The sequence below is a fragment of the Polaribacter sp. HA6-7 genome (genome assembly GCF_055693625.1).
On sequence record NZ_CM146338.1, the window covers coordinates 106,598 to 122,220 of the forward strand.

14 protein-coding genes and 4 pseudogenes are annotated in these 15,623 nt (G+C 30.3%); 15 read left to right on the forward strand and 3 right to left on the reverse strand.

From position 1 onward, the window contains the following. Positions 1-4: 4 nt before the first annotated feature. On the forward strand, positions 5-247 hold the full coding sequence (locus ACZ1HD_RS00650) for a MoaD/ThiS family protein (protein ID WP_340931618.1): 243 nt from the start codon (positions 5-7) through the stop codon (positions 245-247). Between the two features lie 3 nt (positions 248-250). On the opposite strand, the gene ACZ1HD_RS00655 is transcribed toward ACZ1HD_RS00650, so the two are convergent. Beyond that, entirely contained in the window at positions 251-523 is a 273-nt protein-coding gene (locus ACZ1HD_RS00655) for a DUF3817 domain-containing protein (protein ID WP_077810807.1), read from the reverse strand. Between the two features lie 93 nt (positions 524-616). On the opposite strand from ACZ1HD_RS00655, the gene ACZ1HD_RS00660 reads away from it, so the two are divergent. Next, a complete protein-coding gene (locus ACZ1HD_RS00660; protein WP_472688337.1) occupies positions 617-1,024 on the forward strand; it encodes a molybdenum cofactor biosynthesis protein MoaE in 408 nt (135 codons plus the stop codon). A gap of 35 nt (positions 1,025-1,059) precedes the next feature. Here the strand turns inward: ACZ1HD_RS00660 and ACZ1HD_RS00665 are convergent, their stop codons facing one another. Then, positions 1,060-2,082: a COX15/CtaA family protein gene (locus ACZ1HD_RS00665; protein WP_472688338.1), complete on the reverse strand. Its 1,023-nt coding sequence runs from the start codon at positions 2,080-2,082 to the stop codon at positions 1,060-1,062. A gap of 411 nt (positions 2,083-2,493) precedes the next feature. Here ACZ1HD_RS00665 and ACZ1HD_RS00670 point away from each other — a divergent pair. The 8 genes and pseudogenes from ACZ1HD_RS00670 to ACZ1HD_RS00705 all read left to right on the forward strand — a co-directional run bounded on the left by ACZ1HD_RS00670 (position 2,494) and on the right by ACZ1HD_RS00705 (position 11,412). Continuing rightward, positions 2,494-3,464: pseudogene (locus tag ACZ1HD_RS00670) on the forward strand (ribonucleotide-diphosphate reductase subunit beta). 254 nt (positions 3,465-3,718) lie between these two features. Then, positions 3,719-6,029: pseudogene (locus tag ACZ1HD_RS00675) on the forward strand (ribonucleoside-diphosphate reductase subunit alpha). Positions 6,030-6,106: 77 nt separating this feature from the next. Next, on the forward strand, positions 6,107-6,769 hold the full coding sequence (locus tag ACZ1HD_RS00680) for an SMI1/KNR4 family protein (protein WP_472688339.1): 663 nt from the start codon (positions 6,107-6,109) through the stop codon (positions 6,767-6,769). Positions 6,770-6,798: 29 nt separating this feature from the next. Further along, positions 6,799-7,131, forward strand: coding sequence for a peroxiredoxin family protein (locus ACZ1HD_RS00685; RefSeq protein ID WP_472688340.1), 333 nt, complete (start codon positions 6,799-6,801; stop codon positions 7,129-7,131). Between the two features lie 194 nt (positions 7,132-7,325). Then, a pseudogene (locus tag ACZ1HD_RS00690) lies at positions 7,326-8,662 on the forward strand (deoxyguanosinetriphosphate triphosphohydrolase). Positions 8,663-8,712: 50 nt separating this feature from the next. Beyond that, on the forward strand, positions 8,713-9,342 hold the full coding sequence (locus ACZ1HD_RS00695; RefSeq protein WP_472688341.1) for a hypothetical protein: 630 nt from the start codon (positions 8,713-8,715) through the stop codon (positions 9,340-9,342). Continuing rightward, complete coding sequence (locus tag ACZ1HD_RS00700; protein ID WP_472688342.1) at positions 9,294-10,457, forward strand: WD40/YVTN/BNR-like repeat-containing protein; 1,164 nt, start codon at positions 9,294-9,296, stop codon at positions 10,455-10,457. Before ACZ1HD_RS00695 ends, ACZ1HD_RS00700 begins: the two co-directional genes overlap by 49 nt. A 301-nt stretch (positions 10,458-10,758) precedes the next feature. Continuing rightward, the gene (locus tag ACZ1HD_RS00705; protein ID WP_472688343.1) at positions 10,759-11,412 is read left to right on the forward strand and encodes a T9SS type A sorting domain-containing protein; all 654 of its coding nucleotides are present in this window, start codon (positions 10,759-10,761) and stop codon (positions 11,410-11,412) included. Positions 11,413-11,462: 50 nt separating this feature from the next. Here ACZ1HD_RS00705 and ACZ1HD_RS00710 read toward each other — a convergent pair. Beyond that, positions 11,463-13,230 (reverse strand): annotated as a pseudogene (locus ACZ1HD_RS00710) (1-deoxy-D-xylulose-5-phosphate synthase). Positions 13,231-13,286: 56 nt separating this feature from the next. Between ACZ1HD_RS00710 and ACZ1HD_RS00715 the strand changes: the two are divergent. The 5 genes from ACZ1HD_RS00715 to ACZ1HD_RS00735 all read left to right on the forward strand — a co-directional run bounded on the left by ACZ1HD_RS00715 (position 13,287) and on the right by ACZ1HD_RS00735 (position 15,612). After that, positions 13,287-13,736, forward strand: a complete 450-nt coding sequence (locus tag ACZ1HD_RS00715) for a nucleoside deaminase (RefSeq protein WP_472688344.1) — start codon at positions 13,287-13,289, stop codon at positions 13,734-13,736. 7 nt (positions 13,737-13,743) lie between these two features. Continuing rightward, on the forward strand, positions 13,744-14,046 hold the full coding sequence (locus ACZ1HD_RS00720) for an FAD-dependent oxidoreductase (protein WP_472689415.1): 303 nt from the start codon (positions 13,744-13,746) through the stop codon (positions 14,044-14,046). Then, positions 13,934-14,329 (forward strand): NAD(P)/FAD-dependent oxidoreductase, encoded by a 396-nt coding sequence (locus tag ACZ1HD_RS00725; RefSeq protein ID WP_472688345.1) that lies wholly within the window; start codon positions 13,934-13,936, stop codon positions 14,327-14,329. Before ACZ1HD_RS00720 ends, ACZ1HD_RS00725 begins: the two co-directional genes overlap by 113 nt. Before the next feature lie 41 nt (positions 14,330-14,370). Further along, on the forward strand, positions 14,371-14,958 hold the full coding sequence (locus tag ACZ1HD_RS00730; RefSeq protein ID WP_472688346.1) for an NAD(P)/FAD-dependent oxidoreductase: 588 nt from the start codon (positions 14,371-14,373) through the stop codon (positions 14,956-14,958). Between the two features lie 96 nt (positions 14,959-15,054). Then, a complete protein-coding gene (locus ACZ1HD_RS00735; protein ID WP_472688347.1) occupies positions 15,055-15,612 on the forward strand; it encodes a hypothetical protein in 558 nt (185 codons plus the stop codon). Positions 15,613-15,623: the final 11 nt, after the last annotated feature.

Sequence of the window (15,623 nt, forward strand, 5' to 3'; positions counted from 1 at the left end):
ATACATGAAAATAAAAACACTCTTTTTTGGTATTACTTCTGATTTGATAGGAGAAAATCAATTAGACTTTGTCATAGAAAACAATCTTTCAATCAAAGATTTTAAGCAATTTTTGATTGAGAAACATCCGTCAATAGAAAATATAAATTCTTATGCAATTGCCGTAAATGAAGAATATGCAGAAGACGATTTAATTTTAAAAGAAAATGATGTTGTTGCTATTATTCCGCCAGTTAGCGGAGGTTAGCAATTATCTTAAATATTTTTTATCCACATAAAAAGTTCCAAAAGGAATTACAGAAGCAATTAAAACAATAGCCAATGTTTTATTGTTCCAGTTCATTTCTTTTTTAATAACAATTGCTAAAACAATGTACAACATAAATAAAATTCCGTGTGGCATACCTAACATTTTTACATAAGAAGCATCGCCTTGTAAATACTTAATAGGTGTTGCTATAAAAAGTAAAAGTAAATAAGAAACCCCTTCTAACAAGCTAACAATTCTAAAGACACTTTTCATTTTTTTTGAAGTATAAAATATTAGTTTGCAAAGATACATCATGAATTATTATTTTTGCTAAAAGCGTTTAACTTGTTTTAGATTTAAAAAATTATGCAGAGAACTTCAATAAAAATTACATCAGAAAAATTAGATCTAAATGCTTGTTATACTTTTGTTGAAGACGATTCTTGCGGCGGTATATCTGTTTTTGTAGGTACTGTTAGAAACGATACAGAAGGCAAAGAAGTAAAAAAGTTAGATTTTTCTACATATAAACCGATGGCGCTAAAAGAAATGCAGAAAATTGCAGATTTAGCACTCGAAAAATTTGATGTAAAAAAAGTAGCTGTTCATCATGCAGAAGGCGAATTACAAATAAGAGATATTCCGGTAATTATTGCGGTATCGTCAAAGCATAGAAAAGCAGCTTTTTTAGCGTGCGAATTTATTATTGATACTTTAAAAGAAACCGTGCCAATCTGGAAAAAGAACACTTTTCTGATGGCGAAGTTTGGGTGAACGCGCATCCTTAAATCAATAAAAATTATTAGCTATTAATTATTTATGGTTTTTCTACTTTGAAGCCATAAATAAAATTGTAAACCAAATAAAATTGCTCCTGCCAATAAATGCACTGCTTGTGTACCAAAAGGAATTTCTGCATAATACATTAAAATACCGTAAATTACTTCGATAAAAATTAAGGCAACAATCCAATTTACTAATTTATAACCAAGGTTTTTAATTTGGTTTAAGTACAACATACCGAAGTTTACCAATACAATTGCAATAGTAAAAGATCTATGAAAGTAAAATTTAAAACTAGGATTCATTAAACTATAATTCTTGTTTTCGAAGCCATATAATTTTACTTGCTCATCAATAAATTGTCTTACTTGGGTTCCCATTGCAATTTGAATCAAAGAAAAAATTACAGAAACTATTAGTAGTTTGTTAAAAACGGAATTGTATTTAAAAGTTGTTTTTTTATTAGTAACAATAAAATTTAATTTTAATAAAAGAGCAATAATTATCAAGCCAACCACCATATGAATGGTAATAATTGTAGGTGTTAAATTTGTGTCTACTACCGTTTTACCTAACCAAGCTTCAAAAAGCATTAGAAAAAATGCGCCAAAAGCTAACCAAGTAATTCGTTTGTCTTTTTTTCTATTTTTAAAAGCACTGTATATTAAAAATAGAAAAACAAAACCAGATAAAACAGAGGCAAGTCTATTTATGTATTCTGTCCAAGTATGGTATTTGTTAAATTTTGCGTAATCGTGTTTTGTATAGTTTACCCAATTATTAATGTTGAAGTCTGTTGCAGTTTGTATGTCTTTTTCTGCAACAAATAAAACTTCGTCTTTTATAATTATAATTCCTTTTTTATAATTGGTGTTTGGTTGCCAAGTAATTTGTTCTTCGGATGTTGGTGGTATGTAATAACCAAAACATTTTGGCCAATCAGGACATCCCATTCCAGAACCTGTCATTCTAACAACAGAACCCGCTAAAAATATTAAATAAACAGAAATTATAGCAATTTGTACAATTTTTGGAAACCTATTTTTCATTAGAAAAGTCTTTTTGCAAAGATACTTCAAAAATGGGGTAGCAAAAAGAATTTAAATAGTCTTCTGTTATCTTTAAAAATTCTAAATAACCTTTTTTAATGAAAATTTAATTAAGAGAAAACAGTTAATTTTAAAAACCAAATCTGAAATAAAATTGATAAAAAAAACTTTTTAAATTACGTTTTAAGAATGTCAATAGTAGCAATGGTTTAGCTAATTTTACTGTTTTAATGGGTTGATTTTTAGTAAAATAAAATAGTGTTAAAATTTAACGAAAATCATAATTTTTGTCTTTTTGTTAAAAACTTCAAGGGATTTGTGAATAAGTATGACTTTCATTTTGGAACAAAAAACCCAATCTTTGTAGAACTCGTTTTAACAAATAATAATTCTCAAAAATCTCAATAAAAAATGTCTGTATTAGAGCCTATTTTACAACCAAATGACAACCGTTTTGTAATTTTTCCTATCCAACACGATGATTTGTGGGAATGGTATAAGAAACAACAAGCTTGTTTTTGGACGGCAGAAGAAATTGATCTTACAGCAGATCTTGTAGATTGGACATCTAAGTTAACAGACGATGAGCGTTATTTTATAAAGCATATTTTAGCATTTTTTGCTGCATCAGACGGTATTGTAAACGAAAACTTAGCAGAAAACTTTGTAAACGAAGTACAATATTCTGAAGCTAAATTTTTCTATGGTTTTCAAATAATGATGGAAAACATTCATTCTGAAACATATTCTTTATTAATAGATACTTATGTTAAAGATGAAGTAGAAAAAGACAATTTATTTAGAGCTATCGAAGTTTTTCCGGCAATTAAGAAAAAAGCAGATTGGGCATTAAAATGGATAGAATCTGATTCTTTTGCAGAGCGTTTAATTGCTTTTGCAGCAGTAGAGGGTATTTTCTTCTCTGGTGCATTTTGTTCAATTTTTGGTTAAAGAAAAGAGGTTTATTACCAGGTTTAACTTTTTCTAACGAATTAATTTCTAGAGACGAAGGTATGCACTGTGATTTTGCTGTACACTTACACAATAATCACATGGTAAATAGAGTGCCAAAAGAGCGTATTTCAGAAATTATTGTAGACGCATTAAATATAGAACGTGAGTTTATTACAGAATCTTTACCAGTTAGTTTAATTGGTATGAATGCAAAATTAATGACTCAGTACTTAGAGTTTGTTACAGACAGATTGTTATTAGAATTTGGATGTGACAAAGTTTACGATGTAACAAATCCTTTCGATTTTATGGAAATGATTTCTTTAGAAGGAAAAACTAATTTCTTCGAAAAAAGAGTATCAGAATACCAAAAAGCCGGTGTAAAATCCGGTGGAACAGGAAGTATTAGTTTCGATTCTGATTTTTAATTATCAGAATACATAAAATTAACGCCGATTATTCTTAGGCGTTAATTCATACAAAATAAGAAGTAGTAAAAAGAGTATCCTAAAAAATTGGACGTTTTTGTGGGCTCTAATAATTAATAAAAAAAACCAAATAGAAAAATGTTTGTACTAAAAAGAGACGGTAAAAAAGAGCCGGTGATGTTCGATAAAATCACGGCAAGAGTAAAAAAATGTGCTACGGTTTAAATAAAATTGTAGATCCGGTAAAAGTTGCAATGCGTGTAATTGAAGGTTTATATGATGGTGTTACAACATCAGAATTAGATAATTTAGCCGCAGAAACTGCCGCTACAATGACAACTGCACACCCAGATTATGCAAAATTAGCTGCAAGAATTGCTGTTTCTAACTTACATAAAAACACTAAAAAATCATTCTCTGAAACAATGGATGATTTGTATACTTATGTAAATCCTCGTACAAACAAAAAAGCGCCATTATTGGCAGATGAGGTATATAATATCATTAAAGAAAATGCAGAAAAATTAGATTCTACTATTATTTACAATAGAGATTTTAATTACGATTATTTTGGTTTTAAAACATTAGAACGTTCATATTTATTAAAATTGAACGGTCAAATAGCAGAACGTCCACAACACATGTTAATGCGTGTTTCTATTGGTATTCATAAAAATGATATTGATGAAGCAATTGCTACTTATGAGTTAATGAGTAAAAAATATTTTACACACGCTACACCAACTCTTTTTAATGCAGGTACACCAAAACCACAAATGTCTTCTTGTTTCTTATTACAAATGCAAGATGACAGTATCGAAGGTATTTATGATACATTAAAACAAACTGCAAAAATATCGCAATCTGCTGGTGGTATTGGTTTGTCTTTACATAATATTAGAGCTACAGGTTCTTATATTGCTGGTACAAACGGTACATCAAACGGTATTGTACCAATGTTAAAGGTTTTTAATGATACTGCTCGTTATGTAGATCAAGGTGGTGGTAAGCGTAAAGGATCTTTTGCAATGTATTTAGAGCCTTGGCATGCAGATATTTTCGACTTTTTAGATTTAAAGAAAAACCATGGTAAAGAAGAAATGCGTGCTAGAGATTTATTCTATGCAATGTGGATTTCTGATTTATTTATGAAACGTGTAGAACAAGATGCAGATTGGACGTTAATGTGTCCTCATGAATGTCCGCACTTATACGATACTTATGATGAAGAATTCGAGCGTTTATACACAAGTTACGAGGCAGCTGGTAAAGGTAGAAAAACGATAAAGGCACGTGAGCTTTGGGAGAAGATATTAGAATCTCAAATCGAAACAGGTACACCATATATGTTGTACAAAGATGCAGCAAACAGAAAATCGAATCAGAAAAATTTAGGTACAATTCGTTCTTCGAACTTATGTACAGAAATTATGGAGTACACAGCAGAAGATGAGGTTGCGGTTTGTAACTTAGCTTCTATTGCTTTGCCAATGTTTATTTCTGAAAGAGAAGGCGGAGAAAAATACTTTAATCATAAAAAATTATACGACGTAACTAAAAAAGTAACACGTAATTTAGATACAGTAATAGATGCTAATTTCTATCCAGTTATAGAGGCAGAAAACTCTAACTTTAGACATAGACCAGTTGGTTTAGGTATACAAGGTTTAGCAGATGCATTTATACAATTGCGTTTACCTTTTACAAGTGATGAAGCTAAAAAACTGAATCAAGAAATTTTTGAAACGATGTATTTTGCAGCTGTAACTTCTTCTATGGAAATTGCAAAAGCAAAAGAACCTTACTCTACTTTCGAAGGTTCTCCAATGTCTAAAGGAGAATTTCAGTTTAACATGTGGGGAATTAAAGATGATGAGTTAAGCGGAAACTGGGATTGGGCTAAGTTGCGTAAACAAGTAATGAAACACGGTGTAAGAAACTCGTTATTAGTTGCGCCAATGCCAACAGCATCTACTTCTCAGATATTAGGAAACAATGAAGCTTTTGAGCCTTATACATCTAATATTTATACAAGAAGAGTATTATCTCGGTGAGTTTATTGTTGTAAACAAACATTTATTAGAAGACTTAGTAGAATTAGGTTTATGGGATAATGATATGAAAGAAAGTATAATGCGTGCAAACGGTTCTATACAACATATCGAAGAAATTCCTGCAGAATTAAGAGAGTTATATAAAACTGTTTGGGAAATGAGTATGAAAGATATTATCGATATGGCACGCCATAGAGGATACTTTATCGATCAATCTCAATCGCTAAACTTATTCTTAAAAGATCCAGACTATGGTAAATTAACTTCTATGCATTTTTATGCTTGGAAATCTGGCTTAAAAACAGGAATGTATTACTTAAGAACAAAATCTGCTGTAAATGCAATTCAGTTTACAGTTTCTAAAGAAAAGAAATCGCAAGTTATAGAAGAAGAAAAACCAATGAGTGCTGCAGAATTTAAAGCAATGGTAGATGCTTCTAAAAACGGAGCACTGAGACGACGATTGCTTAATGTGTGGTTCTTAATTTTGTCTACAACAATAGAATTTTAAACTTGTTTTAGAATCTTAATAATTTAATATTGATAAAAAGAGAAGTAGAAATGCTTCTCTTTTTTATTTTCTAATCTATGGAATTAAAATATTACATCATCTTAGGGATATTTTCAGCTTTAGTTATCATATTAAAAAATCAAAATGAAGATGATTCTGTAAAAATTGAAAGGAAAAAAGTTGTTAGAGAAAAGTCGAGGATAATGTTACAAAAATTTAAAAATTCTGAAGATATAAATCATCCTATTTCTGATAGCATTATAAAACTTTTAGAGAATTATCATGTTCACGAGAATCCTGGCAAAGTGCTTACAAATAAAGAAATAGCTAGCATAGAAGATAAATTGAATTTAAGACTTCCAAAATCCTATAAAATTTTTCTCAAATATTTTGGAGATGGAGGAGATTGGATTTTTACGCAATATATAGATAGTATACAAAAAGGAGGTTTTTATAAAACATATGATTATCACAATCAACTCAAGAATTTTGTTTATTTAGAAGCCGAAAAAATTAAAACAAGTACTTTACTCAGGCTAATGGTTGAAGATTCTAATGGCGGTGCATGGTGTTGGTTAACTCATGAAGATAAAAAAGATAATGAATGGGCAATTGCTTATTTTATGGAAGGTAAACTCTATTATAAAGTTGAAAATTTTATAGAATGGCTCAATGTTGTTGCATCTAACAATGAGGTTATAAGATTTTATGATAAGGAGGAAAAGTTAGGTTTAGGTTAAAGATTTTGTATTTTCGAAGAAATTTTAAAATGAAAAAAGCTTTTTTATTATTGGCTATAGTTTTGATCTCTTTTTCTTGTAAAAAAGATAAAGAGGTAAATACGCAGAAACTTAGTAAAGAAACTTCAGAAACATTTATCAATTTTGATAAATACACTTTTAATACAGCAGATAATACTAGAGAAAAAATAACCTTATCTAAAGAAACTTCTTATATTTTAGATTTTTGGTATTTAGAATGTGAGCCGTGTGTAAAACAACATAAAGAAATCAAAGAATATCAAGATATACTTGCTGAAAATAACATAAAAATTATAGGTATTTCTATTGATAGAAGCCGAAAAATTGGAGAAATTATTTAAAAAAACATCAATATAACTGGCAAAATTACAATCAGTTTCAAGAAGAAAATGATTTAAAATACGACTTAAATATTAAATTTTTTCCAAGATATTATTATGTCAATGATAAAGGATTTATTTTGCGAAAATTTAATTCTTTCAAGCAAGTAATCAATTATTTAAAAATAACAAAATAGCCCTAAAATAATAGTAAAATGAACTGGGAACAACTCCTTTCTTTAAAACGCTTTGGCGATACTCAAAAAAGACCAAGAATTGCACAAGATGAAACACGATTAGGTTTTGATGTAGATTTTGACAGAATTATTTTTTCATCTGCATTTAGAAGTTTACAAGACAAAACACAAGTAATTCCGTTATCAGAAACAGACTTTGTACACACGCGTTTAACGCATAGTTTAGAGGTTTCTGTGGTTGGTAGAACACTTGGTAGAAGAGTTGGTAAAGCGTTGTTAGAACGTCACCCTAACTTGGTAGATTTAGGTTATACGTTTAATGATTTTGGCGCAATAACTGCCGCAGCGTCTGTTATGCACGATATCGGGAATCCGCCATTTGGTCATTCAGGAGAAAAAGCAATTGGCGAGTATTTTAAAACGGGTAAAGGTGTAAAATATAAAAATGAACTAACCGATAAAGAATATCAAGATTTAATTGATTTTGAAGGAAATGCAAACGGATTTAAAATTTTAACCGAATCTAGAAAAGGAATTTCGGTGGTTTAAGATTAAGTTATGCAACCTTGGGCGCGTTTTTAAAATATCCTAAAGAAAGTCTCCCTAAAAAGCCAACTAATCATATTGTAGATAAAAAATATGGCTTTTTTCAATCAGAAAAAGAAGCATTTTTAGATGTAGTAAAAGATTTAGGAATGCTCGAAAAAAATCTGAAGGTATTTCTTTTTATAGACATCCTTTAGCTTATTTAGTTGAAGCTGCAGATGATATTTGCTATACAATTATAGATTTTGAAGACGGAATAAATCTTGGTTTAATAGACGAAGAATTTGCTTTAGAATACATGATTAAATTGGTAAAAGATACAATCGATATCAAAAAGTATCATTCTTTACAACATAAAACTGATAGAGTTAGTTATTTAAGAGCTTTAGCAATTGGTGTTTTAATTAACGAAGCAGTAACAATCTTTTTAGACAACGAAGAAGCAATTTTAAACGGAACTTTCGAAAAATCTTTACTAGACAAGTGTAAGTTTGAAGCTCAAATTAACGACATAATTAAAATAAGTGTTTCTAAAATTTACAAAAGCACAGAAGTTGTAGAAAAAGAAGTTGCTGGTTATAGAATTATTGCAGATTTATTAGATGTTTTCGTAACAGCATTAAATAATAAGTTTGAAGGTTGTTCATCAAATTTTGACAACTTGGTTTTAAATTTATTACCGAGAAGAATACAAAACAGAAACATCAAACTTATATGATAGGATAATGCAGGTTTGTAGTTATGTTTCTAGAATATCAGATAGTTACGCTATACGAATGCATAAAAAATTAACTGGTAATATTATATAAAGTTACTAATAATCATTAGATTAGATGCCTTTTTTAAAACAAGTTTATGTATGAATAAAAAATCAACTTTTTCTATCATTACAATAATTGGTTTACTAATTTTTGTGTTTTACACAAGTGACTCAGAAATAACTTTTGAAAAAAATAAGAAGGAGTATGCTGAATACTTAGCAAATCATCCTTACACTAAAAGATCTCCTTTAACAAAAGAAGAGATTAAGGCAATGCCAAAAAAAGACCGACCAGATTTAGCGTTTGAGCAAGACTTTTTAAGAACTATGGATCCTAATACTAAAAAGTTACATCAAGATAGATTGGTAAAAGCTTTAAAATATGGTAAAAAGGTAAAACAAGATGCTAGTTCTAAATCTGCAACAACTTTTAATTGGGAGTCTAGAGGGCCAAAAACAGTAGCAGGAAGAGTTAGAGCAATGATGTTTGACCCCAATGATACCGAAAGTAAACGTGTATTTGCTGGTGGAGTAAGTGGTGGAATATGGAAAAACGAAGATATTACAAATGAAAACTCATCATGGGCAATGGTGAATTCTGATATGACGAATTTTGCTATTTCAGTAATGGTTTATGATCCTGTTCAGAATAATACATTCTATGTTGGTACCGGAGAAGGTTGGGGAAATGCAGATGCTGTAAATGGTGCAGGAATCGGAAAACTTTAGATGGTGGTTTAACTTGGAGTAATTTATCATCAACTACTAATTTTGAATATGTTTATGACATAATTGTTAGAAATGAGAATGGAATAGGTGTTGTTTATGCAGCAATGAAAGATCAAGAAAATATTTTATCTGAGGGTACAGATTTATTTAGATCTGTTGATGGAGGAAATACTTGGTCTGTAGTTTCTACAGAACCAATTAGAGATTTAGAATTAGCATCAGATAATAAGATTTGGGCAGGTTCTGCATCAGGATCTATATTTTCATCATCAAACGGAGTTGTATTTTCATCTAATTATAACTCTTCTTTACCTTCTGCAGGTAGGGTTGAGTTAGCTACAGCAAAATCAAATTCTAATGTAATATATGCCCTAATTGCATCAAGAATAGAAAATTCAAATAGTCCCGATACTTTTGTAACAGGTTTAGGGGAAATTGTAAAAAGTATAGATGCAGGAGTAACTTTTACAAACTTAGATGAACCATCAGATACTAGAGATTCTTCGGTACCAAATGATGATTTTACAAGAGGACAAGCTTGGTATGACTTAATTATTGAAGTAAACCCAACAAATCAAAATGAAGTTTATGTTGGTGGAATTAATACATTTAAAAGTACAAATGGCGGAGTTTTATGGTCTAAAACCTCTAGTTGGGACAGTCGTTTTGACAACTCTGTAAGTTATGTGCATGCAGACATTCATAATATTGTTTTTAGACCAAGTAATAATCAATTACTAATAGCTACAGATGGAGGCGTTTTTTATTCTCCTGATAACTCCAAGAATGTTAATCAAAATTCAATATTTCCAAGAAATCTTAATTTAAATATAACTCAATTTTATTCTGCTGCTATAGACCCTGTTAACTTAAATGGTTTTATGGGAGGAGCGCAAGATAATGGTACAGTTTATTTATATGAACCGGGTATTAGTAATACTATAGAGGTATTAGGAGGAGATGGAGGTTTTAGTTTTATAGATCAAACGGCAACAAATGCAACAGAAAGTATTTATTATATAGCTTCTACACAATTTAATGTAAGTTATCTCTATGATTCTTCATTTCCTGCCACAGACTATATAACTTTAGTTAATAATAGAGATTCTCGGTAATTTTATAAATGCATCAGACTATGATGATGAAAATAATATCTTTTATTCTTTTAATGATAAGAATGAAATTACAAGAGTTATTTTAAAAGATGATTTCGAAAACCAAGGTTTTAGAGATAATTTTAATGGTGTTCAAGATATAATTTCAACACCTCTTTTTGGGAATTCTGATGTAACACATATTAGGGTTTCTCCTTACAATGTAGCTGCTAGAAAAGTATTTTTTGGTATAGTTACTGGTAGGCTTTTAATTTTTGATAGTACAGACGAAAGTTTTCAGATAATTAATGAACCATTTAATGTGTTTGGAGCAATTTCTTGTATTGAACTTGGTGCTTCAGATGATGAAATCCTACTAACATATTCTAATTACGGTGTAAAAAGTGTTTGGTACACTACTGATGGTGGAGATAACTGGACAGATGTTGAAGGTAATCTGCCAGATATTCCTGTAAGATGGTCTTTATTTAATCCTTTAGATAGAAAAGAGGTTTTATTAGCTACTGAAGCAGGAATATGGAAAACAAGCGATGTAACCGCAGAAACAGTTGTTTGGGAACCTGCATCTTCCGGAATGGGAAATGTTAGAGTAGATATGCTACAGTATAGAGCATCAGATAACTTAATCTTAGCAGCTACTCATGGTAGAGGAATGTTTACTTCAAATTTTGTAGACAGTACTGCTTTTGTTACGAGTGTGGTATCTAGTGAAAAATTATTTACGGTTTACCCTACAGTTTCAAAAGGAGATATTACAGTATTTGGTAAAAATACTTTAGGTAAAGTGAAAATAAATATTTTTGATACTGCCGGAAGACAAGTTTATGGTTCTAGTTTAGATTTTAGTGTCAATGAAAAACAACCAATTTCATTAAATATTGATTCAGGAATTTATATTGTAAATTTAGTAGATAAGAACAATAACAAATCTTCGAGAAAAATTATAATAGAATAATTTTATAAAGTTTATAATTCAAAAAACGGCACTAATTTTAGTGCCGTTTTTTATGCTCTATTAAATCTAGAAATTAAACTATCAACATCTAAATTAAGTGTTTGTTGTAGCTTTGTTACACTACCATGTTCAATAAAATCATCTGGTATACCAAGTATTTCTACTTTATTTTGATATCCATTTTCTGCCATAAATTCTAAAATAGCAGTTCCAAAACCTCCTTTTACTGTTCCGTCTTCGATAGTATAAATATTCTGATGCGTTTTGGCTATTTTATGCAAACTATTTTCATCTAATGGTTTAACAAATCGCATATCAAAATGAGAAAAATCAGAAGGAGAATCTACCGATTTTAAAGCTTCAGAAACATTCTTAGCAATTGTGCCAACAGACAAAATAGCCGTTTTATTTCCTTTTTGTAAACAAATACTTTTAGCAATTTCAATTTTTTCGAAAGGTTGTTTCCAGTCGATAATATTACCAGTTCCTCTAGGGTAACGAATCGCAATTGGTTTTTGTAATCCTAACTGAGCGGTATATAAAATATTTCTTAATTCAATTTCATTTCTTGGTGCAAAAATAATTAAATTCGGAATTAAACGAAGATAAGCTAAATCGAAAACACCGTGATGCGTTGCGCCATCTTCACCAACTAAACCAGCTCTATCTAAGCAAAAAATAACCGGTAAATTTTGCAAAGCTACGTCATGTATTACTTGGTCGTAAGCACGTTGTAAAAACGTAGAATAGATATTACAATATGGTATTAAATTTTGAGTTGCCATACCTGCAGCCAATGTTACCGCGTGTTGTTCTGCAATACCAACATCAAAAGTTCTGTTAGGGTGTTTTTCTAACATTAACTTTAAAGAACTACCCGTTAACATGGCAGGTGTAATACCAACAATTCGTGAATTTTTATCTGCTAGTTCTACAATCGTTTGTCCAAATACATCTTGATATTTGGTATACAAGCTTTTTTCCTTTTTAATTCTTTCTCCGTAAATTTTATCAAATTTTCCTGGCGCATGGTAGGTTACCTGGTCTTCTTCGGCTTTTTTTAAACCTTTTCCTTTTGTGGTAATAACATGTAAAAATTTTGGGCCTTTAACAGATTTTAAGCGCTCTAATTCCTTTAAAACCTTAGGTAAATCGTGTCCATCAATCGGTCCAGTAATAATCGAAGTTTAAAGCTTTGATGATATTATTTTGAGCCGCTAATTTTTTATCACTTTTTACTTTTGTTAAGTATTCTTTTAAAGCCCCAACAGCAGGATCAATACCAATTGCATTGTCGTTTAATATGATTAATAAATTTGCATTAGAAACACCAGCGTGGTTTAAAGCTTCAAAAGCCATTCCGCTAGCAATAGAAGCATCACCAATTACGGCAATATGATGTCTTTCTGTTTCATTTTTTAAGTTGGATGCTATTGCCATTCCCAAAGCAGCAGAAATTGATGTTGAAGAATGCCCAACACCAAAAGTATCAAATTCACTTTCTTTTCTAGCAGGAAAACCAGCAATTCCGCCAAATTGTCTATTCGTGTGAAATACTTCTTTTCTTCCGGTTAAAATTTTATGCCCATATGCTTGATGCCCAACATCCCAAACTAATAAATCGTCTCGAGTTTCAAATAAATAATGCAGAGCAATAGTTAATTCTACAACGCCTAAACTAGCACCAAGATGCCCTTCTTTTGTAGCAACAATATCAATAATAAACGTTCTTAATTCTTTTGCAAGTTGCGGTAACTGATTTGGATTTAATTTGCGTAAATCTTTTGGGTTTGATATGTTGTCTAACAAATTTGTCATGAGAATGCAAAAATACAATTTAACTTTTTGTAATATTGATTTTTATATTTCAAAAAATGATACAACCTTTCGACGATGTTTATTTTATGAAGAAAGCCTTACAAGAAGCAGAATTTGCTTTTGATAAAGGTGAAGTTCCTGTTGGTGCGATTGTTGTTTTTAAAAATCAAATAATTGCAAGAGCGCATAATTTAACAGAAACGTTAAACGATGTAACAGCACACGCAGAAATGCAAGTATTTACAGCTGCCGCAGATTTTATAGGAGGAAAATACTTAAAAGATTGTGTATTATATGTTACGCTAGAACCTTGCCAAATGTGTGCAGGAGCAAGTTATTGGGCACAATTAGGAAAGATTGTTTATGGTGCATCAGAACCCGAAAGAGGTTTTAGAAATTTAGGAACAAAATTGCATCCAAAGACAGAAATTGTAGCAGGAATTTTAGAGAATGATTGTGCACAGATTTTAAAACGATTTTTTATTCAGAAACGTAATTTGAATTAATTTTATGATGCAGAAATACGATGTAGTTGTAATCGGTGGTGGTCCAGCAGGAGGGCAAGTTGCAAGAAATTTAGCCAAAAAAGAACATAAAATTTTATTAGTAGAACGCTTTCCTTCTTTTTTGGACAATAATTTTTCTAGCGCTGGCATGACATTAGCGCCTTTAAAAGAATTTGATTTACCAAACAAAGTTATTGGTGCTTACTGGAAAAATATTACCATTCAGTGTACAAAAAACAGTTATTTCGAAAGGAAATACGAACAAAGGAGTTGTTTTAGATTACGGAAAATTAAAACAATTTTTAGCTGATGATGCAAAGAGTTTTGGCGGAGAAGTTTTAACAGGCTATAAATACATCAGTAAAAAAGTAAATGAAAAATCTGTAATTGTTTCTTTACAAAAAGCGAAGTCTACAGAAATTATAGAGGTAGAAAGTAAATTAGTTGTAGATGCTACAGGGCCACTTAGAAAGGTAATGTATGATGATAAAGAAGTACAGCCAACAATGAATTTAGGTAGCGGTACAGAATATTTAATAGAAGTTGCGCCAGAGATTTATGAGAAATACAAAGATCAATTGGTCTTTTTTTAGGGCATAAATGGGCAATTAAAGGGTATTCTTGGATTTTTCCGATGGAGCAAAATATCTTAAAAGTTGGTGCAGGAAAAACACATTTAAAATCTCTTAATCAAGAAAATACAGATAAAACTACTAAGAAAATTACCGAACAAATTATTAAAGAATATTTAAAGTGTGATACTTATAAATTATTAGATGTTCATGGTGGTATTTTAAGATATTCTGAAGGTTTAAAAGATAAATTCTACAATAATAAAGTAATTGCGGTGGGCGATTCTGTTTCTGCAATAAATCCAAGAGGTGGTGAAGGAATTAGATATGCAATGCAAAGTGCAAATTTAGCATGTGTTTATATTGATGAATATTTGGTAAAAGGCACAACAAACTTTGATAATTATCGAAAAAAATGGCGTAGAAGAAAACTCTTTAAATGGCGTTTAAGTGAAGTTTCTAGTCAAAGAATGTACAGTAAGTATACTGATATTCAGATAGAAAATAGGGTGCAATTTTTTTATGAAAACTTTAGTACAGACGTTTTAATAGACAGTTTATTTAACTTTAAATACAACCAAGTTGTTTTACGATTTTTTCAATTAATTCGATTAAAAATAGAATTCGCTTTTAAAAAAGATCGTTTTTAATATATTTTTGTTAAATATTTTATAAAAAAATCTTAAAAATTTGCGAGATAGTTTGTTTTAGAGAACTTTACAAGAACTAATTAAATTCTCTTACAGATGAAAAACATTCTACTCTTATTCTTGTCATTATTTGCTACAATAGCAATAACTGCACAAGAAACCCCTGAACCAAATTATAGAGCAGCAGCAAAATATTCGCCCAAAAACTTAGCGAAAATGGTGCATTCTACAAATGTTAGTCCGCATTGGTTAAAAAAAGGAAACCGTTTTTGGTATTCTTACAAAACATCAGAAGGCTCTAATTATTACTTAGTAGATGCAGATAGAAAATCGAAGCAACTACTTTTCGATAATGTTAAAATGGCAAAATGGTTAACAGAAATTACCAAAGACCCATACGATGCAAAACATTTACCTCGTTTTAGATTTAAATTTAACAAAGCAGAAAATGCAATTCGTTTTAGAGTAAAATCTACAGAAGAAGTTGCCGTTGTCGAAGATAAAAAAGAAGAAAAGAAAGATTCTACATCGAGTAAAAAGGCCAAAAAGAAAAAGCCTAAAATGGAGAAGAAAACTTATTATTTAGAATATAAGTTAGGCGGAAACGGTTTGACAATAATCAATACTAAAAAGGAAGAAAAAAGCCTTGGTTAAGATGGGCAAAT